The organism is Bradyrhizobium sp. USDA 4502 (assembly GCF_054063355.1).
In genome coordinates this window covers 8,360,472-8,379,476 of sequence record NZ_JBSSGF010000001.1, presented here as the reverse complement: position 1 = coordinate 8,379,476, position 19,005 = coordinate 8,360,472, and the positions used below count along the sequence as shown (strand labels likewise).

13 protein-coding genes and 1 pseudogene are annotated in these 19,005 nt (G+C 66.8%); 6 read left to right on the top strand and 8 right to left on the bottom strand.

Going from position 1 to position 19,005, the window contains the following annotated elements:
• Window positions 1-98: 98 nt before the first annotated feature.
• The 4 genes and pseudogenes from ACVW1B_RS38985 (at window position 99) to ACVW1B_RS38970 (ending at window position 6,584) form a co-directional block, all read left to right on the top strand.
• A pseudogene (locus tag ACVW1B_RS38985) lies at window positions 99-3,654 on the top strand (hypothetical protein).
• Between the two features lie 113 nt (window positions 3,655-3,767).
• Complete coding sequence (locus ACVW1B_RS38980; protein ID WP_456777893.1) at window positions 3,768-4,610, top strand: hypothetical protein; 843 nt, start codon at window positions 3,768-3,770, stop codon at window positions 4,608-4,610.
• A 265-nt stretch (window positions 4,611-4,875) separates the two neighbouring features.
• Window positions 4,876-5,805, top strand: a complete 930-nt coding sequence (locus tag ACVW1B_RS38975) for a sulfite exporter TauE/SafE family protein (protein ID WP_076832838.1) — start codon at window positions 4,876-4,878, stop codon at window positions 5,803-5,805.
• Window positions 5,802-6,584, top strand: coding sequence for a TIGR02186 family protein (locus ACVW1B_RS38970; protein ID WP_456777894.1), 783 nt, complete (start codon window positions 5,802-5,804; stop codon window positions 6,582-6,584). The genes ACVW1B_RS38975 and ACVW1B_RS38970 overlap by 4 nt, the downstream gene beginning before the upstream one ends.
• 1 nt (window position 6,585) lies before the next feature.
• Here ACVW1B_RS38970 and ACVW1B_RS38965 read toward each other — a convergent pair whose 3' ends face one another.
• Entirely contained in the window at window positions 6,586-7,896 is a 1,311-nt protein-coding gene (locus ACVW1B_RS38965) for an aspartate aminotransferase family protein (RefSeq protein WP_456822874.1), read from the bottom strand.
• Window positions 7,897-8,043: 147 nt separating this feature from the next.
• On the opposite strand from ACVW1B_RS38965, the gene ACVW1B_RS38960 reads away from it, so the two are divergent.
• Window positions 8,044-8,535, top strand: coding sequence for an Lrp/AsnC family transcriptional regulator (locus ACVW1B_RS38960; protein ID WP_168858469.1), 492 nt, complete (start codon window positions 8,044-8,046; stop codon window positions 8,533-8,535).
• Window positions 8,536-8,549: 14 nt separating this feature from the next.
• On the opposite strand, the gene ACVW1B_RS38955 is transcribed toward ACVW1B_RS38960, so the two are convergent.
• The 3 genes from ACVW1B_RS38955 to ACVW1B_RS38945 are packed head-to-tail and all read right to left on the bottom strand — an operon-like array spanning window position 8,550 to window position 11,624.
• Window positions 8,550-9,881, bottom strand: coding sequence for an NRAMP family divalent metal transporter (locus ACVW1B_RS38955; RefSeq protein ID WP_456822873.1), 1,332 nt, complete (start codon window positions 9,879-9,881; stop codon window positions 8,550-8,552).
• Between the two features lie 58 nt (window positions 9,882-9,939).
• Window positions 9,940-10,704, bottom strand: coding sequence for an MBL fold metallo-hydrolase (locus ACVW1B_RS38950; RefSeq protein WP_456777897.1), 765 nt, complete (start codon window positions 10,702-10,704; stop codon window positions 9,940-9,942).
• The gene (locus ACVW1B_RS38945; protein ID WP_456777898.1) at window positions 10,701-11,624 is read right to left on the bottom strand and encodes a DMT family transporter; all 924 of its coding nucleotides are present in this window, start codon (window positions 11,622-11,624) and stop codon (window positions 10,701-10,703) included. The genes ACVW1B_RS38950 and ACVW1B_RS38945 overlap by 4 nt, the downstream gene beginning before the upstream one ends.
• A gap of 98 nt (window positions 11,625-11,722) precedes the next feature.
• Here ACVW1B_RS38945 and ACVW1B_RS38940 point away from each other — a divergent pair, with 98 nt between their 5' ends.
• The gene (locus ACVW1B_RS38940; RefSeq protein WP_456777899.1) at window positions 11,723-12,586 is read left to right on the top strand and encodes a LysR family transcriptional regulator; all 864 of its coding nucleotides are present in this window, start codon (window positions 11,723-11,725) and stop codon (window positions 12,584-12,586) included.
• Between the two features lie 194 nt (window positions 12,587-12,780).
• Here ACVW1B_RS38940 and pdeM read toward each other — a convergent pair whose 3' ends face one another.
• The 4 genes from pdeM to ACVW1B_RS38920 all read right to left on the bottom strand — a co-directional run bounded on the left by pdeM (window position 12,781) and on the right by ACVW1B_RS38920 (window position 18,878).
• Window positions 12,781-13,452, bottom strand: a complete 672-nt coding sequence (pdeM, locus tag ACVW1B_RS38935) for a ligase-associated DNA damage response endonuclease PdeM (protein ID WP_456777900.1) — start codon at window positions 13,450-13,452, stop codon at window positions 12,781-12,783.
• Between the two features lie 63 nt (window positions 13,453-13,515).
• Window positions 13,516-16,272 (bottom strand): ligase-associated DNA damage response DEXH box helicase, encoded by a 2,757-nt coding sequence (locus tag ACVW1B_RS38930; RefSeq protein ID WP_456781781.1) that lies wholly within the window; start codon window positions 16,270-16,272, stop codon window positions 13,516-13,518.
• 274 nt (window positions 16,273-16,546) lie between these two features.
• Complete coding sequence (locus tag ACVW1B_RS38925; protein ID WP_176937109.1) at window positions 16,547-17,773, bottom strand: ABC transporter substrate-binding protein; 1,227 nt, start codon at window positions 17,771-17,773, stop codon at window positions 16,547-16,549.
• 178 nt (window positions 17,774-17,951) lie between these two features.
• The gene (locus ACVW1B_RS38920) at window positions 17,952-18,878 is read right to left on the bottom strand and encodes a methyltransferase domain-containing protein (protein ID WP_456777901.1); all 927 of its coding nucleotides are present in this window, start codon (window positions 18,876-18,878) and stop codon (window positions 17,952-17,954) included.
• Window positions 18,879-19,005: the final 127 nt, after the last annotated feature.

Here is a 19,005-nt window from a genome sequence, read left to right as displayed (position 1 = left end):
GCAGACGCCCGGCGCAGAATTCGATTGTCTCTTAACGGGAATGCGCGGGGAGGCTGCGGGCGCAGGGTGTAGCGCCGGAGTCGGGACCGGACGGAATCATGAATTCGCGCGTATCGTGGAGTGTTGACGGCATCGATCCCTCCGTCCGCGACAGGGCCGAGGCGGCTGCGCGCCGCGCCGGCATGTCGTTGAACGACTGGCTCAACTCCACCGTCGGTGAACCGAGCCCGCCGGATTGGCGCATGGAGCAACGGCAGCCGATGCCGAGCCGGGAAAGCCGCGAGGTCGCCGATATCCACCAGCGGCTCGACGCCATCACCCGGCAGATCGAACAGATTGCAAAGCCTCTGACGCGCGCCGAAGCGGTGCGCGCCGAAGTGCCGCGCGGCCAGCCCGCCGTCGCGCGGCAGCTGAACGACGCGATTTCGCGCCTCGATGCCCGGCTGTCGCAAATTTCGCGGCCGCAGGCGGCGCGCGAGCCGCAGCCACAGCCGATGCGTGAGTCGCAGATGCAGCGCGAGCCGCAGATGCATGACCGGCAACTGGAGGAGAGGCTGCGCCAGGCGGAGGCGGTCGAGCGCGCCGCAGCCCAGGTCTATCGCCCCTCGCCGCCACTGAGCCCGGCCTCGTTCGATTTCGCGATCGCGGAGATCGCCGCGCGCCAGAACGAGCTCGACGTATCGGCACAACGGCAGATGCCGCCGCGCGGCACGCCGCCGATGCCGCAATCGACGCCGCCGATGGCCGCCTATGCGCCACCGCCGCCTGCCGGGCCCGACTTCTCCTCGCTCGAGCGTCAGCTGCTCAAGATCACGAGCCAGATCGAGGCGCTGCAGCGGCCCGACCATATTGAGCAGTCGATCGCGGCCTTCCGCGGCGAGCTTGCGGAAATCCGCCAGGCGATCACCGAGGCGATGCCGCGCCGGGCGATCGAGTCGATCGAGAACGAGATCCGCTCGCTGCATCACCGGATCGACGAGCTCCGCCAGGAGGGCCGCAACGGCCAGGGCCCAGGCGATCGCCGGCATCGAACGCGCGCTGTCGGAAATCCGCGAGTCGCTGCGCACGCTGACGCCCGCCGAGCAGCTCACCGGCTACGACGAGGCGATCCGCAATCTCGGCGCCAAGCTCGACATGATCCTGCGCGCCAACGACGATCCGTCGACGGTGCATCAGCTCGAGAGCGCGATCGCCGCGCTGCGCGCCATCGTCTCCAACGTCGCCTCCAACGACGCGCTGCTGCAGCTCTCCGGGGACGTGCATGCGCTGGCCGCGAAGGTCGACCAGCTGTCGCAGATGTCGCGCGCCGAGAGCCATGGCGATGCCTTCGCCGGGATCGAGCAACGCATTGCCGCATTGGCCTCGACGCTGGAGACCCGCGAGCGGCCGGCCGGCTATGACAACACCGATGCCATCGAAGGCGCCCTGCGCTCGCTGTCGGAGCGGATCGACCGCCTGCAGGTCGGCAACGACAGTTCGTCGGCATTCACCCATCTCGAGCAGCGCGTCTCGTATCTGCTCGAGCGCCTGGAGTCCGCCGACCAGCGCTCCGGCAATCTCGGCCGGGTCGAGGAAGCGCTGCATGACATCATGCGGCACCTCGAGGCGCAGCACGCCCACATCGCCTCGCTCGCCGACGCCGCCCGCAACGTCAACACCTCCTCGCCGCAGCCGATGATGGACAGCGGCATCGTCGACATGGTGAAGCGCGAGCTGTCCGACATCCGCTTCAGCCAGTCGGAGACCGACCGCCGCACCCAGGATTCGCTGGAGACCGTTCACAACACGCTCGGCCATGTCGTCGATCGTCTCGCGATGATCGAGAACGATCTGCGTACGGTGCGCACCGCGCCGCCTGCTCCCGCGCCGGCCGAACCGCGGATGGAAGCTCCGCGGATGGAGATGCCGCGCGCGGCGATGTCGCAGCCGATCGCGCAGCCCAAAGCTGAAGCGTACAAGCCTGAATCGTACAGGCCCGAATTGCCCAATCCTGCGCTGGCGCAGGAGCACTTCATGTCCGCGCCGCGCGAATTCCATGCCGCGCAGCCGGTCGAGAGCGCGCCGCCGCCGCTGCCGCCGCGCGCGATCAGCGAGATCCTCGAGCCGCATGCGGCGTCCGCACGCGCCGCGATCGCGCCGGACCTGCCACCGGATCATCCGCTCGAACCGGGCACACGCCCCTCCGGCCGCGTCGCTTCGCCGTCGGAGCGGATCGCGGATTCCGAGCGCGCGATCTCTGATCTTCCCGCCGGCAAGAAGGAGCCGGTCTCGACATCGAGCTTCATCGCCGCCGCACGCCGCGCCGCGCAGGCCGCTGCCGCGCAACCCGTCAACGAGAAGGCGGCGCGCGCCGCGAGCAAGGCTGCAGCCAAGGCCAAGGAGAAGGCCGACAAGGCCGCGAAGGCGGCTGCCGCCAAGGCCGGCACGGCCGCGGCCGGCGCGACGGCGACTGGCGCGCCGGAGGCGCAGCCCTCGACCATCACCTCCAAGATCCGTTCGCTGCTGGTCGGCGCGAGCGTGGTCGTGATCCTGCTCTCGACCGCCAAGATGGCGATGAACCTGCTCGACACCAGCTCCGCGCCGCAGGTGCCGGCGATCGAGCACAGCGAGCCGGCCACGCCGCCCATGCAGCCGCCTGCCGAGAATTCCGCAGCCCCCGCCCCGGCTGCGCCGTCCGGCCTGCCCGGGTCGTCAGTGCCCGGGCCATCGATGACCTCGCCGACCCCGCTCGGCCGCCAGTCCAACAATACTCCGGCGCCGAACACGCTCGACAGCGCGCAGGTGACGTTACCGCCGGCAATCGCGCCCGCACCGGCCGCCGCGCCTGAGCCGACCGCGGTACCAACGGCCGCTGCCAACGACGTCACCGGCACGATTCCGACCGCACCGCCGCTCGGCGGCAAGCTCGCCATGGTCCAGATCCCCGCGGGCGAGAAGCTGCCCGATGCGATCGGTGGTCCGGCGCTGCGCAGCGCCGCGATCAAGGGCGATGCGGCCGCGGCCTATGAGGTCGGCGTCCGCTTTGCCGAGGGCAAGGGCGTGACCGCCAATGTCGACGAAGCCGCCAAATGGTATGCCCGCGCGGCGCAGGCCGGCGTGGTGCCCGCGATGTTCCGGCTCGGCACCTTCTACGAGAAGGGCCTCAGCGTGAAGCGCGACTTCGATGTGGCGCGACGCTATTACGTGCAGGCCGCCGAGCGCGGCAACGCCAAGGCGATGCACAATCTCGCCGTGCTCGACGCCGATGGCGGCGGCAAGGGCGCCGACTACAAGAGCGCCGCGCAGTGGTTCCGCAAGGCGGCCGATCGCGGTGTTGCCGACAGCCAGGTCAATCTCGGCATCCTCTATGCCCGCGGCATCGGTGTCGAACAGAACCTCGCCGAGTCCTTCAAGTGGTTCAGCCTCGCGGCCGCACAGGGCGACGCCGACGCCGGCCACAAGCGCGACGATATTGCCAAGCGGCTCGACCCGCAGTCGCTGGCCGCAGCGAAGCTGGCGATCCAGACTTTCACCGCCGAGCCGCAGCCGAGCGATGCGGTCAACGTCCCGGCGCCCGCCGGCGGCTGGGACGGCGCGGCCGCGCAGCCCGCAGCGGCGAAGCCGGTCAAGCAGCCCTCGAAGCGGACCGCGGCGCTCGCCGCTCCGGCTCACTAGGTTCGAGACGGCTGCGGCGCCTTGACGGTGCCGCTGTCCTATACCTCCGGCCTTCGGCCGTGTAGACAGGCGCGCAGTTCCGCGCCGTCGGCGCACGTTCCGGAGGGTCAGGCTTGTCTGTCGATGATCGCCAGGATGATGGAACGGGCCACCGTTCCTCGCCGACCGGTCCCCGCGTGGCGCCGCCGCGGCAGGCGCCGTCTCCATTTGCCCGGCGCCCCTCAGCCCCGCCTCCGCCGACGCCGCAAGGGAACGCGGCATCGCCGCCTCGCGCGTTCCGGTTCTCGCTCTGGTCCATCATCATCTTCGTGCTGCTGTTGTCGAGCGTCGCCATCCAGGCTTACCGGGACCTGTCGACGCCGGGCGCCTGGGACTTCTGGCGCGAGACTTACATCGCGGCCAGCATGACGTCCGCGGTGATTCCCGACGTCGACATCGACGGATCGGGCCGCGGCCGGCGGGCGCTTGCGATCAGCGGCAAGATCGGCTCGGCCAGCGCGAGCTGGTTCCGCGACCGGCTCAGCGAGGCGCGTCTCGCACCGGGCGACGTCGTGCTGCTGTCGTCGCCGGGCGGTGCGCTGAACCAGGCCGCCATCATGGGCGAGGTCATCCGCACGCACGGGCTGGTCACCGCGGTCGCCACCGCCGGCGCCTCGGGCAAGCTCCGCCCCGCGTCCTGCGCCAGCGCCTGCGTCCTGGTCTATGCCGGCGGCCAGACCCGCTATGGCATCGCGGGCTCGCGACTCGGCGTGCATCGCTTCACGACGAGCACGCCCGTCAGCGATCCCCTCGCCGAGGCCCAACGCATCCAGGGCATGGTGCTGGGCTACATGACCAAGATGGGCGTCTCTTCCGGGATCGTCGAGGCGATGTCGCAAACCTCCGATATCCGCTGGCTGAACCCGAAAGAAGCGCTCGCGCTGAACCTGATCACCAAGCCGGTCGATCGGCCGTGAGGCGACACAGGCGTCATTAATCTGAATTATCAACCACGTCCGCAGACGGCGGCCAGGTGCGGCGAAAAATGCCCCCGGGAGCGGATTCTTTAGTCCCTCCCCCCGCCGATTTCAGTTATGCAAGAACGCGGCAATCGACCCGCGTTCGCCTGCGTCTTGCGCGCCGACCGGATTCGTTCAGCCGGAGAATGCCCGACCAGAACGACATCACGCCGTGATGCGGCCTTGTGCCGAACTCGCGGCGAACCGACAAGAAGCGACGCGCGTGCAGCTCTACCTCCCGATCGCCGACATTCCGGTCAATGTCTTCCTCATCCTGGCGATGGGCGCGGCGGTTGGATTCGTCTCCGGCATGTTCGGCATCGGCGGCGGCTTCCTGATGACGCCGCTGCTGATCTTCGTCGGCATCGCGCCCGCTGTCGCGGTCGCCTCCGTCGCCAGCCATATCGCGGCCTCCTCGTTCTCCGGTGCCATTTCCTATTGGCGCAGACGCGCGATCGATCCGCTGCTGGCGGCGGTGCTGCTGGTCGGAGGCACGCTCGGCACCACGTTCGGGGTGTGGACCTTCACCTTCCTGCGCTCGCTCGGCCAGCTCGACCTGATGATCGCGCTGTCCTACGTCATCCTGCTGACGACGGTCGGTGGGCTGATGTTCTGGGAAGGTTTGCGCGCGATGCTGCGCGTCCGCCGCGGCGGTCCGATCGCGCTGCGCAAGCCCGGCAGCCATGGCTGGATCCACGGCCTGCCCCTGAAGCTGCGCTTCAAGCGCTCCAAGATCTATCTCTCCGTCATCCCGGTCGTTGTGGTCGGACTCGCGATCGGCTTCATCGGCGCCGTGATGGGAATCGGTGGCGGCTTCATCCTGGTGCCGCTGATGATCTATGTGCTGCGGGTGCCGACCTCGACCGTGATCGGCACCTCGATGGTGCTCACCCTCGTCACCATGGTGTTCGCAACCATGCTGCACGCGGTGACCAACCATCTGGTCGACGCCGTGCTGGCGCTGATCCTGATGGTTGGCGGCGTCACCGGCGCGCAGTTCGGCGCCCGCGCCGGCCAGAAGATCCGCGGCGAGCATCTGCGCCTGCTGCTCGGCCTGCTGGTGCTCGCGGTCGGCATCCGCTTTGCGGTGGAACTGGTGATCCGGCCGCAGGACCTCTACAGCATCCGCGAAACCGGCGGAGCCCCGCCATGAGGCTGCGCGCGGCGCTCGCGATCATCGGCTTCGCCGCCGCCGGCCTGGCGGCCGCGCCCGCTCATGCCGAGCGGCTGATCGTGTCGGTCTCCAACCACCGCGTCACGGTGACGCCGAACTATTCCGGCGGCGAGCTCGTGCTGTTCGGCTCGGTCGAGAAGGACGACAAGGCGCCGGCCAATCGCAACAATTACGATCTCGTCGTCACGGTGTCCGGCCCGCGCGCCGACATGGTCACGCGGCGCAAGGAGCGCAAATTCGGCATCTGGATCAACACCGACTCGCGCCAGTTCCTGCAGGTGCCGGGCTATCTCGCGCTGTTCTCGAATCGCCCGTTCGACCAGATCGCCTCGCCCGAGGTGCAGCGGCGGCAGCAGCTCGGGCTCAACAACGTGCTGCTGATGCAGCGGGTCGGGCCCGACTATGCCGACGTGGTGCCGAACGACCCGTTCCGCAGCGCCTTCGTGCGGCTGCGCTCCGAGCACGGGCTGTACCGTGAGGCGACCTCGGCGGTGACCTTCCTGACCCCGACCCTGTTCCGCACAGGCATTCCGCTGCCGGCGGAGGTGCCGATCGGCACCTATAATGTCGAGATCAAGCTGTTTTCCGACGGCGCGCTGGTGACCAAGGCCGAGACCGCGTTCGAGATCGTCAAGGTCGGCTTCGAGCAATTCGTCGCCACCACCGCGCGGCATAACGGCCTTGTCTACGGCCTGATCACCGCGTTCATGGCGCTGATGACCGGCTGGATGGCCTCGATCGTGTTCCGCAAGGATTGATCTAGCCAGCCCTGCTTTGCAATGCGCTTTCGAACGCGTTGCTGAGGATCGAGAGGCCAAGATCGATCTCGTCGTCGCTGATCGTCAGCGGCGGGGCGATGCGGAATACGCTGCCCATGCCGGGCAACTGAACGATGTTGGTGCTCAGTCCAAGCTGCATGCAGCGCTGAGAGACACGCGTTCCGAGCGCTTCGTCAGGCTCCTTGCTGTAACGGTCGCGCACGATCTCGATGCCCTGCATCAGCCCCCTGCCGCGCACGTCACCGATGCATTCGAACCGGTTCTGAAGTGCGAGGAGCCCGTCCCTCAGCCGCGCGCCCGCTATCCTGGCGCGCTCGACCAATCTGTCGCGAAGGATGATCTCGATGACCTTCAGCCCGACCGCGGCCGGCATCGGGTCCGACACATGCGTCGTGTAGAACAGGAAACCGCGTTCGTGACACCGCTCTTCGATCTCGGCGGAGGTGATGACCGCAGCCAGAGGCAGCCCGGCACCGAGCGTCTTCGACAAGGTCAGGATATCAGGCACGACACCGTCGCGCTCGAAAGCGAACATGGCGCCGGTTCGGCCAAGGCCGGTCTGTGCCTCGTCGACGATCAGCAGCATGCCGCGGGCCCGGCACAGCTCCTTCAACTCGGCAAAGTAGCCTTCGGGCAGATCGATCAGGCCGCCGGAGCTGAGGATCGGCTCGGCGATCATGCAGGCGAGCGAGCCGGTCGATTGGCGATCGATCAGATCGAAGGCGTAGGCCAGCTCGGCCCGCCAATCGGCCGCATTGCCGAAGCGCGGGCGATAGGGGTTCGGCGTCGGAATCGCGAGCGAGCCGACCGGCGCCGGACCATAACCCTTGCGGCCGGCCGAATAGGTCGTTCCGGCCGCGCCAGACGTCATTCCGTGCCAGGACTGCGCGAACGCGACGGTCTCGAAGCCGCCGGTGGCGAGCTTGGCCATCTTGATCGCAGCTTCATTCGACTCGCCGCCGGTGCTCAGCAGCATGACGCGATCAAGCCCCGGCGGCAGCAGGCCCGCGAGCTGTTCGGCCAGCGCGACGACCGGGCGCGTCAGCATGCCGCTGAAGAGATGGTCGAGCCGTTCGGCATGCTCGCTGATGGTCTGGACGATCTCCGGGTGACCGTGACCGAGCACGGCGCTCATCTGCCCGGACGTGAAATCCAGGATGGCCCGGCCGTCGGCGTCATAGACGAAGGACCCGGAGGCACGCTCGATGATCACGGGAGCGAACGTCCCGCCATAGCGAATGAGGTGACGCCGCGCGCGATCCCAAAAGGATTTGTCGTCATTTCCGGCCATGCCCGCTCCTTGCTGCTCGGTTGCAGCGATCAAAGAACCCTCGCACCACATCTTATGCGCGCGCGAGGGCAATGACATTGCGATTTGAGATGCATTTCAGCCCTTCTTCTGCAAACAATTGCGCAAAAGATGGAGAATGCGAAAGAAATGGGAACCGCGATCGTGATTGACGAGATCGACCGAAAAATCCTCGACGTGCTGCAGGTCGAGGGGCGCATCACGAATCTCGAGCTGGCCGAGCGGATCGGCCTCTCGTCCGCCCCCTGCATGCGACGCGTTCGCACGCTCGAAGAGGCCGGCGTCATCAATTCCTATGTGGCGCTGGTGGACCCGACGCGGGTTGGACTCGGATTCGACGTGATCGTCGAGGTCCGTCTCAAGCAACAGAACAGGGAATCCTTCACGCGCTTCGAGCGGAAGGTGATCGACCTTCCGGAGGTCGTCGAATGTTGCATGATTGCCGGCGATTGGGATTACTCGCTACGGATCGTGTCCTCGGACCTCGCGCGCTATCAATCCTTCATCCTCGACCGCCTTATGCATCCGGATAGCGACGTCGCGAGCTACCGCACGACGATCATCCTGCGAAAGGTCAAATCGACGACCAAGATCGATAGCTCGCTGTTCGGCGAGGGTTGAGGAGTTCGAACAAGCTACAGCAGGAAGCCGATCCCCATCGCGATCACGCTGAGCGCCATCGCGCCGGTCGAGAGCCAGCCGAGCCAGTACAGCCATCCGCGGACCACAAAGCGGTCCATGATGTCCCGGCGGCGGGCCATGAACATCAGCAGCACCATCACCGGCACCGCGAGCACGCCGTTGACGACCGCACTCCAGTACAACGCCGAGATCGGATCGATCGGCGTGAAGTTGAGCGCGATGCCGATGCCGCCCGACAGCGCCAGCACCGAATAGAACGCGATCGCCTCCTTCGGCCTGCGCGTCAGCCCGACCCGCCATCGCCGGCCCTCGCCGACCGCATAAGCCGTCGCACCCGCGAGCACCGGGATCGCCAGAAGGCCGGTGCCTACGATGCCGAGCGCAAAGATCACCTCGGCAAACGGCCCGGCGATCGGGCGCAGCGCCTCGGCGGCCTGCGCCGAGGTCTGGATATCGGTCTTGCCGGCGGCGTGCAGCGATGCGGCGGCGGTGACGATGATCGACAATGCGATCAGGTTCGAAAACGCCATGCCGGTGATGGTATCGGCGCGGATGCGCGAGAATTCGTGCCGGGCGCCGTAATGCCGTTCGATCAGCGGATGCTTGGTGGCGTCGACCCGCTGCTCCTCCGCCTCCTGCGAGGCCTGCCAGAAGAACAGATAGGGCGAGATCGTGGTGCCGAGGATCGCAACGATGGTCGTGAAATAGTCGGCGCTCCAGCTGATGCGCGGCAGCAGCACGCCGGCCAGGGCATCCATCCACGACACCTTGGCAAAGGCGAGCGCCGCGACATAGGCGAACAGGCTGAGCGTCAGCCATTTCAGGATCGCGACGTAGCGCCGGTAGTTCATGAAGATCTGCGCGGCCACCGAGGTCACGCCGAACAGCACCACATAGAGGATGGCCGGACCGCCGATCAGGAGCTTTGCCGCATCGGCCATGGCCGAGAGGTCGGCCGCGATGTTGATGGTGTTGGCAATCGACAGCAGCGTCACCGCGACGGCGAGCAGCCAGCCTGGATAATGCCGGCATACATTGCCCGCGATGCCATGCCCGGTGACGCGGCCGACCCGCGCCGAGATCTCCTGGATCGCGCTCATCAGCGGAAACGTCAGCAGCATGGTCCAGCCAATGCCGTAGCCGAGTTGCGCGCCGGCCTGGCTGTAGGTGCCGATCCCCGAAGGGTCGTCGTCGGAAGCGCCGGTGATCAGCCCGGGTCCGAGCGTCTTCAGGACGCGGCTGAAACTGAACGGCTGGCGCCGAGGCTTCGCCGCCGGCGCATCGTCATGTTTGTCGTGTGGTGGGATCGTCCCTTGCCGCGTCATGTCCGGTTCCAGCCGTCTGACAACGAGCCGGATACCGGCAAGGTTCCTGGGACGAAACCTACGGCTCGATGACCGTGGCGATGCCGGGCTCGAGGATGCGCAGACGGCGGCCGAAGCCGAGCGTATCGAAGCTCGCGCGCAGGTCGCTCGCGCTCTGCCGGAAATGCGCCCAGCCGTCGGTATGAACCGGCACGATCACCGCGTCCGCAAAGGCGCGCGCGGTTTCGATCGCGTCATTGGTGTCCATGGTGAGATGGAAGGGGCCGCGGGTTTGCGCCGCGCCGGCGAACGGCAGCACCACGCCGCAGTCGAAGCGCCGCGCAACCTCGGCGACGCCGTCGAACCAGGTGGTGTCGCCGCTGACATAGACCGGACGGCCCGGTTTTGCCGGTTCGACGACGAAGCCGATGACGTCGCCGGACAACGGCTCGATCCCCGCCGGTCCGTGCCGCGCCGGCGTCGCTGTGATGGTGAGGGTCCGGCCGCCCTTCTGCAACTCGGTCGAGGCCCAGCGCGCAAAGCCCTCGGCGTTGCCGCCGAGCCGCCTGGCGCCGGCCTCCGTCGTCAGCACGCGCTTCGCCTCTTTAAGGAAATCCCGGCCGGTATGGTCGAGATTGTCGGAATGCTGGTCGTGGCTCAGCAGCACCGCATCGATCGCGCCGACATCGCGCGCGCCGAGCGCGGGGCCCGTCAGCTTCTCCAGTTTCACATGCGGCAATTGATACTCGCCGGGCGCATCGAAGGTCGGATCGGTGAGCAGGCGGAACCCGTCGATCTCGATCAGGGCGGTGGGACCTCCGATCAGCGTGATGGTGATGCTCACGTCATACTCCTGTTGGGCGCGGCTGCGGGGCGGGTCACCAGGTAAATGCCGAGCGCCACCGGAACGATCCCGAGCAGGTCGCGAAATTCGACATGCTCGCCGAGCACGAGATAGGCGAACAGCATGCCGAGCGGCGGCATCAGGAAGTGATAGGCGCTTGCGGCGGTCGCACCACACACTTTCAGGAGATGAAACCAGAGCAGATAGGCAAGGATCGAGCCGCCGAGCACGAGGAAGGTGAAGGCGCCGGCAAGCCGCATGCTGGGCACGATGTCGCTGACACTGGAGAGCGTGAAGGCGAACGGCATCACCGCAAGGCCGCCGGCCATGTTCTGGATGCCGTTGCCGATCCACAGGCTGCCCTTCGGTGCCAGCAGCTTGAACAGCACGGTGCCGGCGACGATCGAGGCGAGCGAGGCCAGCGTGAACAAGATGCCATGCGGGCTGTCCGATCCGACCGACATGCGATGCCAGACGATGAAGGCGACGCCGACGATGCCGAGCACGAGACCGATCACCTTGCGCAAGGTCATGCTCTCACCGAGGAACAGCGCTGCCAGCATGGCGGTGAACACCGGATTGGCCGAGACGATCAGCGCGCCAAGTCCGGCGGAGACCGTCTTCAGGCCGGTATAGCCGAGGCCGAGATAGAGCGCGTTGTTGGCGACGCCGAGCACGGCGAACACCGCCGCATCGCGCCAGGTGAGATCCCATTGGTCGCGGCGCAGCCATGAGATGGTGAGGATCAGAACCCCGGCGAGCGAAAACCGCGCGGCGAGCAGGATCAGCGGCGGGCAGTCGGTGACGCCGATTTTGCCGGCCACGAACGCGTAGCTCCAGAGCAGGCAGAACAGGGCAATCAGCAGCGGCAGGGTGTTGAAGCGGGCGCGGGGGGCGGCCATCGAGGTAGCGGCGGACATGGGCGAATTCTCCTTCGGCCATGATCTAGGCCTGCGCCTTGATATTTGGAAATTAAATGATAGACTAGCGTACAGTGGATTTATAAATGGAGGCTGCGATGCTCGACCTGGAGCTGTTGCGCAGTTTCGTCTCGGTGGTCGATGCCGGCGGCTTCACCCGCGCCGGAGAGCGCGTCCACCGCACGCAGTCGACGGTGAGCCAGCAGATCAAGCGCCTGGAGGAGGATGTCGGCCAGCCGCTGTTGATCCGCAGCGGCAAGGATGTCACCCCGACGGAAGCCGGCGAGCGGCTATTGACCTATGCGCGGCGGCTATTGTCACTCGCCGAGGAGGCCCGCGACGTGCTCTCGCGGCCCGGCAGCGAAGGCGCGATCCGGATCGGCATCACCGAGGATTTTGCCGCCTATCGGCTGACAAAGCTGCTCGCCACCTTCGCGCGCAGTCATCCGACCTTGCGGCTCGACGTGCGCTCCGGCCAGAGCCTGTTCCTGTACCGCGATCTCGAACGCGGCGATCTCGATCTCGCGCTGATCAAGCGCGCCGCCAATGAGAAGGGCGGCATCGCGGTCTGGCCTGAACGCGTGCACTGGGTCACCAGCAAGAGCCACCCACGCGATACGACGGCCGGCTCGGTTCCGCTGATCGGTTTCGCCTCGGGCTGTCTCTACCGCGCCCGCGCCATCCATGCGCTGGAGAGCGCCGGCCGCAACTGGCATATGGCCTACACCTCCTCCAGCCTCGCCGGCATCCAGGCCGCGGTCGCCGCGGGCCTCGGGCTCAGCATCCTGTCGGAAATGTCGATCCAGGCGGAGCATCGCGTGCTGACCGCAAAGGACGGCTTTGCGCCGATCGACCGCACCGAGGTCGCCCTCGTCGCCGCCCCCGAAGCCAGCCCGGCGACACTCCGGCTGGCGGACAGGCTCGCGGAGTATTGCGAAAGCGTGCAGGCGAAGGCGGCTTAGGTCGAGGTCGCGCAACAATCTCTGCTGTCGTCCCTGCGAAACACGAAAGCAGGGACCCATAACCACCGCATGCAGTAGTGATGCCGCGCTGGGGCCACAGCTTTGCGCAATCTCGAAGAGCGGTGGTTATGGGTCCCGGGTCGCGCTTCGCTTGCCCGGGACGACACTGAGTCTGTGGCAGGCGCCCGCGATCCTCAATAACACCGCGACGCGACGAACGCGTGGACGCGGTTGTCGCCGAGCACATGGGCCATGAAGCCGGGCGATCCGAAGATCCGTGTGAACGCGCCATCGCGGATGCTCAGGCCGCCGGTGTAGGCGCCGAACGCCGGCATCACCGCGCGCTCGCCGTCACAGGCGAAGCAGCGGCGCTCGATCGAGCGGCCACGGGTCGGCACCCGCGCCTTGGGGTGCAGGTGTCCGGCGATCTCGCCGGCGGCGCCGGTCGGCTCATGGCGGAACACGATCGGACCGATCGCGACTTCGGTCGCGACCACGCCGCCGAGATCGGACGGCAGCGCCGGATCGTGATTGCCCGAGATCCAGATCCAGTTGCGCCGCAGCTGCAACGCCGCGAGCGCCTCGCGGTCCGGATTGGACAGGCGTTCATGCGCATCGCGATCGTGAAAGCTGTCGCCGAGCGCGATCACCTGCCGCGGATCGTGCCGCGCGACGACAGCGGCGAGCCGGCTCAGTGTCGCGACCGTGTCGTAGGGCGGCAGCAGCACGCCGCGGCTGGCGAAGCTCGAGCCTTTTTCCAGATGCAGGTCGGAGACCACGAGCAGGCGCTGCGCTTCCCAGAACAGCGCGCCGGAGAAATCCGCCACGAAGCCGACATCCGCCACCGTGACCCTCGAAACGCGCATGTCGTCACCGTCTCGCAAAGCTAGCGCGCTTGCCGTCACGTCCTGTTCCCCAGAATACCAGCGTTACGTCGTCGCCTCCCGCACGAGTTCCTCGGCCGCCTCGGCCAGGAGCTCGTCGGATGCTTCGCCATAAACTGACTCGCGGCCGATTTCCAGCAGCGCGGGGACGGCAAGCGGAGAAACGTGGTCGAGGTCCTTGTGGGTGATTCGGCCGTGGATGCGCGAAAGCATGTCGCTGAGACGGCGAAGATCGAGCAATCCCGTGGCGGCATCGCCGCGCGCGGCGCGCAGCAGCACATGGTCGGCCTGGTGCTTGCGCAGCACGTCGTAGATCAGGTCGGTCGAGAACAGCACCTGGCGGCGCGACTTCTCCTCGTCGGTGAAGCGTCGCGCGATCAGGCCGGAGATGATGGCGCAGTTGCGGAAGGTGCGCTTCATCAGCGCCGATTCCGCAAGCCACGCCTCGAGGTCATCGCCGAGCATGTCGGGATCGAACAGCGCGTTGAGATCGAGCTTGCCGTGCCGGATCATGAAGGAGAGATCGCCGACGCCCCAGACCGCAAGCGCATACTCGTTGGCGACGAAGCCGAGCGGACGGGCGCGGGCGCGCTCCAGCCGGCGGGTCAGCAGCATGCCGAGCGTCTGATGCGCGAGCCGGCCCTCGAAGGGATAGCAGACCAGATAATGGCTGCCGCCGCGCGGAAAGGTCTCGACCAATAGCTCGCGCACCGCCGGCACACGCGAGAATTTTCGCTGCAGCGACAGCCAGTCGTGCACCTGGTCCGGCAGCGCGTTCCAGGCCCGGCTGTTGTCGAGCAGCTTGCGGACGCGTTCGGCGAGATAGGTCGAGAGCGGGAACTTGCCGCCCATATAGGACGGCACTTTTGCATCTTTATCATTGGTGCGGGAGACATAGACCTGGTCTTCAACCAAGGCCTCGTAGCGCACCACCTCACCGCCAAAGACAAAAGTGTCGCCGGGCACGAGGCCCTCGATGAAGACCTCCTCGATCTCGCCGAGCATCCGGCCGCCGCGCGCGATCGCGCCGGTCGATCCGCTACCGCCGGCGCGCGAGCGCACCAGCCGCACCTTCAGCATGGTCTCCTCGACAATGGTGCCGACGTTGAGACGATAGCTCTGCCGCACCTTGGGATTGGTGACGCGCCAGCGGCCCTGCTTGTCCTGCTTGATGCGCGCGAAACGCTCATAGGTCTTCAGTGCGTAGCCGCCGGTGGCGACGAAATCGACGACATCGTCGAAATCGGTGCGTGCGAGCGATGCATAGGGCGCTGCGGTCCGGACCTCATCATAGAGTTCATCGGACAGAAACGGCTTGCCGCAGGCGCAGCCGAGCACGTGCTGGGCCAGCACGTCGAGCGCGCCCGAGCGCAGCGGCGGCGTGTCCTGCGCATTCTCGGCGATCGCGTCGATCGCGACACGGCATTCCAGCACCTCGAAGCGGTTGGCCGGCACCAGCACGGCGCGCGAGGCCTCGTCGAAGCGGTGGTTGGCGCGGCCGATCCGCTGCATCAGCCGCGACGAACCTTTCGGCGCGCCGATATTGATGACGAGATCGACATCGCCCCAGTCGACACCGAGATCGAGCGAGGAGGTGCAGACCACGCCGCGCAGTTTTCCGGCGGCCATCGCGTCCTCGACCTTGCGGCGCTGCGCGACGTCGAGCGAGCCGTGATGCAACGCGATCGCCAGCCCGTCGTCATTCATGCGCCAGAGATCCTGGAACAGCATCTCGGCCTGGCTGCGGGTGTTGACGAACACCAGCGTGGTCTTGTTGCGCTTGATCAGCTCGTAGACCTCGGGCAGCGCATGGCGCGCGCTGTGGCCGGACCACGGCAGCCGCTCCCTGGTGTCGAGCATCTCGACCACCGGCGGTGCGGCGCCGCCGGCGGTGACGACGTCGGCGGATGCATTCTGGCCACCGGGCTGCGGCACCAGGAAGCGCGCGAGCTGCTCCGGCTCGGCGACCGTCGCCGAGAGGCCGATGGCGCGGATCTGCGGCGCGATGGTCCAGAGCCGCGCAAGTCCGAGCGACAATAGATCGCCGCGCTTGGAGGTGACGAGCGCATGCAGCTCGTCGAGCACGATGCGCTTCAGCGAAGAGAACAGGAACGGCGCGTCGTCGGATGCCAGCAGCAGCGCCAGCTGCTCCGGCGTGGTGAGCAGGATGTCGGGCGGATAGCGCCGCTGCCGCTGCCGCCGCGACACCGGCGTGTCGCCGGTGCGGGTCTCGATCCTGATCGGCAGCCCCATCTCGGCGACCGGCGTCTCCAGATTGCGCGCGATATCGACCGCGAGCGCTTTCAGCGGCGAGATGTAAAGCGTGTGCAGCCCGCCGCTGCGGCGAACACCGCGGCCGGTGGAGATAAGGGCTGGGCGAACCGTCTTCGATTCAATTTCGTCGCTTGCGAGATCGTCGGGCTCCCTCCCCCTGAAAGGGGGAGGGTTGGGGTGGGGGTCAGCCGCTCGCTCCGTGCCCGCGGCTGACCCCCACCCGTCGCGCTCGGTTGCGCTAGTGCGCCCCCGAGCGTGCCGACCTCCCCCTTTCAGGGGGAGGTAAGAGTTCTTGCCCTGCCCCTCTCCACTCAACTCCACCAGTGTCGGCAAGAACCCCGCCAGCGTCTTGCCCGCTCCGGTGGGCGCGATCAGCAGCGCCGAGCGCTGCTCGCGCGCTTTCGCCAGCAGCGCGAGCTGATGCTCGCGCGGCGACCAGCCGCGTGAGGCAAACCAGTCGCGAAACCGGCGCGGCAGGAGATCGGCCGTTTCCGACGGCGGAACGGAAAAGAGATCGAGCGTCGACACGCCCAAGAGGTAGGTGGTTCAGGCGGCTTCGTCGAGGGCGGAGCGGAAATGGCGGCAGGTGGCAGGACTACCAGCGCGCTCCGTGCGCTGCGAAGCGCCTGGATGTCACCTCGCCCCGCCTGCGGGGAGAGGTCGGAATTCAAGCGCAGCTTGAATTTCCGGGTGAGGGGGTACAGGTCTTACAACTCGCACCGCCTCGCGGAGGGAAGCCCCTCACCCCGCCCTCTCCCCGCAAGAGCGGGGCGAGGGGGACGAGAGAGCGAGGCTTACCCAACTACTCTGTCATCGGCTGGCCGGAGAGGTCCCAATCCTTGCCGTTGAAGATCGAGACATAGAGCGTCTTCATCGGCGTGTAGTCGTCGGGCGTGTAGCTGTAATTGATGCCTTCAAGGAAATAGGGCGAGTGGAAGCCGGCGAGCGTCGTGGCGTGCTTCAGCACGTTGGCGCGGGTCAGATCGTCGCCGCAGCGGCGCAGGATTTCGCCCATCGTCGCCGCCTGGCCGTAGCCCGCGAAGGCGATGGTGTTATCGGGGTCGATGTTCGGCAGGTACTTCTTGCGCAGCTCCTCGAACGCGATCACGTCCGGATCCTTCTCGTAGCGCGGCACGCCGACTTCCTTGTTGTAGCGGATCGCGACGATGTCCTTGGCGTTCTCGAGGCCAGCGGCGCTCAGGATCGAGCGACCGGTCGAGCCCGCCGACAGCAATTGCAGCGGCTTCCAGCCGAGCTCGGTCACCTTGCGGATCGACTGCGACGTCGCCTTGCCGGTGGTGATGTTGTAGAAGACGTCGGCGCCCGACTTCGAGAGATTGATGAGCTGCGAATCGACCGTCGGATCGGTGAGATCGTAGGTCTGCTCCATGATCACCTGTGCCTTGCCGCCGGCATCGGCCAGCACCTTCTTGAACGGCCCGAGGAAGTCGCGGCCGAAATCATCGTTCTGGTAGAGGATGCCGACCTTGGCGTTCGGCTTCACGCTGACGACGTGCTTGGCGAGAACGCGTGCCTCGGTCGGATAGAGCGGCAGGCCCGCCATGGTCCATTTGAAATTCTTCGGGTCGTTCCACTTCGAGGCGCCGGTGTTGAGCAGAAGCTGCGGCACGCCCTTGGAATTGAGATATTTGTGCACGGAGGTCTGCGGCGCGGTGCCGAGCGAGCCATACAGCGCCAGCACCTCCTCCTGCTCGACCAGACGGCGCGTCGCCTCGACGCATTTCGGCGCGCTGTAGGCGTCGTCCATGGTGAGGAATTTCACCTTGCGGCCGTTGATGCCGCCCTTGTCGTTCAGCATCTGGAAATAGGCTTCGCCGACGCGGCCGAGCACACCATAGAGCGAGCCGGGGCCGGAATGCGGCACGGTCTGGCCGAGCTTGATCTCGGTGTCGCTCGCACCCGGATCGTACTTCTTGTCGGCGGCCCGGACGAAAGGCGCGGGCAGCACGGACGCGGCGATCACGGACAATGCAGTGGCGCCGAACTCGCGCCGTGTATGTTTTTTCATTATTTCTCTCCCTGAGACGAAAAGCTCTCTCGCATTCCGCCCTGCGCCGGGCAAGCGCGAAGTCATGACTTTGCGGCGCAATGCCGCGTCGCGGCAAATGCGTAGCGTGTAGACTCAAGTTTGGGTGCGTAACGTGAATGACTCTTCCCTTCTCCCCTTGTGGGAGAAGGCGAAGCGGTCACGGCTTGACCGCGACGGCGACGAGTCCGGGTGCCGGGATATTGTCTTCATTGCGCGCCGAGAGATCGTCGAGCTGGGCCAGCGTCAGCCCCGCGGCAGCGACGGAGTCGCGCACGTAAGCTGCACTGTGGGCGTAGCGCAGTCCCTCGCCGATGATGACGCCTTCGCCGTCATGGGTCTCGGCCGTGAAGGCGAGCACGCCGCCCGCCACCAGGACGCGGCTGGCCTCGGCGAGCACCGGCGCGAGATCGGCGACATAGACCATTGCATCGGCGGCCAGGATCAATTCGGCGCTGGCCTCGCGTTTGGCCGAAACGGCCTTCAACATGTCGTCGACCTCGAGCTCGGCATAGAGGCCGGTGGCGCGCGCCTTGTCGATCATGCGCGGCGACAGGTCGATGCCGATGAAGCGATCGACATGCCGGGCGAATGCGCCGGCCGCCAGCCCGGTGCCGCAGCCGAGATCGATCGCACGCTTGAAGAAGGCCGGTTTCTTTGCGCCCGCACGCACCGACAGCACCGCCTTGAACAGCAGTGCCGGGCCGCGATAGCCGAGATCGCCGACCAGCGCGGCCTCGAAGCGCGGCGCATATTGATCGAACAGCGTCTGGACATAGCCCGGCGGCATCGCGCTGACGGCCTCGACGCCGAGCTGCATCAGACGAAGGCCGGCGCCATGACGGTCTTCGGGATCGGCGTCGCGCGCGCCGCGGAACGCTGCGATCGCGGCATCGCGCTGACCGAGCTCCAGGCGGATCTTGCCCAGCGTGTACCAGGCCGACGGGAATTTCGGCACGAGCTCGATCGCCTGTTCGAGCAGCTCGGCGGCGGCCGGCAGATCGCCCTTCAATTGCAGGTCGCGCGCGAACTCGTAGCGGCGGTCAGCGACGAGGTCGCCGGAGGACAGAAACAGGCGGGGGGCCATTCGCTTTAAGGAACCAATCTCGGCCGGGTCCGGCCATCCATCAAAGCACGGACTTTTTCCGGAGATGGATGCACGGGTCAAGCCCGCGGATCCGGCTAAACATCGCAGATCGAGCGCCTATATAGGG

Coding starts and splice junctions, on each gene's coding strand:
- ACVW1B_RS38970 (WP_456777894.1), top strand. CDS start 5,802: ATGAGGCTGCGCGCGGCGCTCGCGATCATCGGCTTCGCCGCCGCCGGC.
- ACVW1B_RS38965 (WP_456822874.1), bottom strand. CDS start 7,896: ATGGCCGGAAATGACGACAAATCCTTTTGGGATCGCGCGCGGCGTCAC.
- ACVW1B_RS38960 (WP_168858469.1), top strand. CDS start 8,044: ATGGGAACCGCGATCGTGATTGACGAGATCGACCGAAAAATCCTCGAC.
- ACVW1B_RS38955 (WP_456822873.1), bottom strand. CDS start 9,881: ATGACGCGGCAAGGGACGATCCCACCACACGACAAACATGACGATGCG.
- ACVW1B_RS38945 (WP_456777898.1), bottom strand. CDS start 11,624: ATGTCCGCCGCTACCTCGATGGCCGCCCCCCGCGCCCGCTTCAACACC.
- ACVW1B_RS38940 (WP_456777899.1), top strand. CDS start 11,723: ATGCTCGACCTGGAGCTGTTGCGCAGTTTCGTCTCGGTGGTCGATGCC.
- pdeM (WP_456777900.1), bottom strand. CDS start 13,452: ATGCGCGTTTCGAGGGTCACGGTGGCGGATGTCGGCTTCGTGGCGGAT.
- ACVW1B_RS38925 (WP_176937109.1), bottom strand. CDS start 17,773: ATGAAAAAACATACACGGCGCGAGTTCGGCGCCACTGCATTGTCCGTG.
- ACVW1B_RS38920 (WP_456777901.1), bottom strand. CDS start 18,878: ATGGCCCCCCGCCTGTTTCTGTCCTCCGGCGACCTCGTCGCTGACCGC.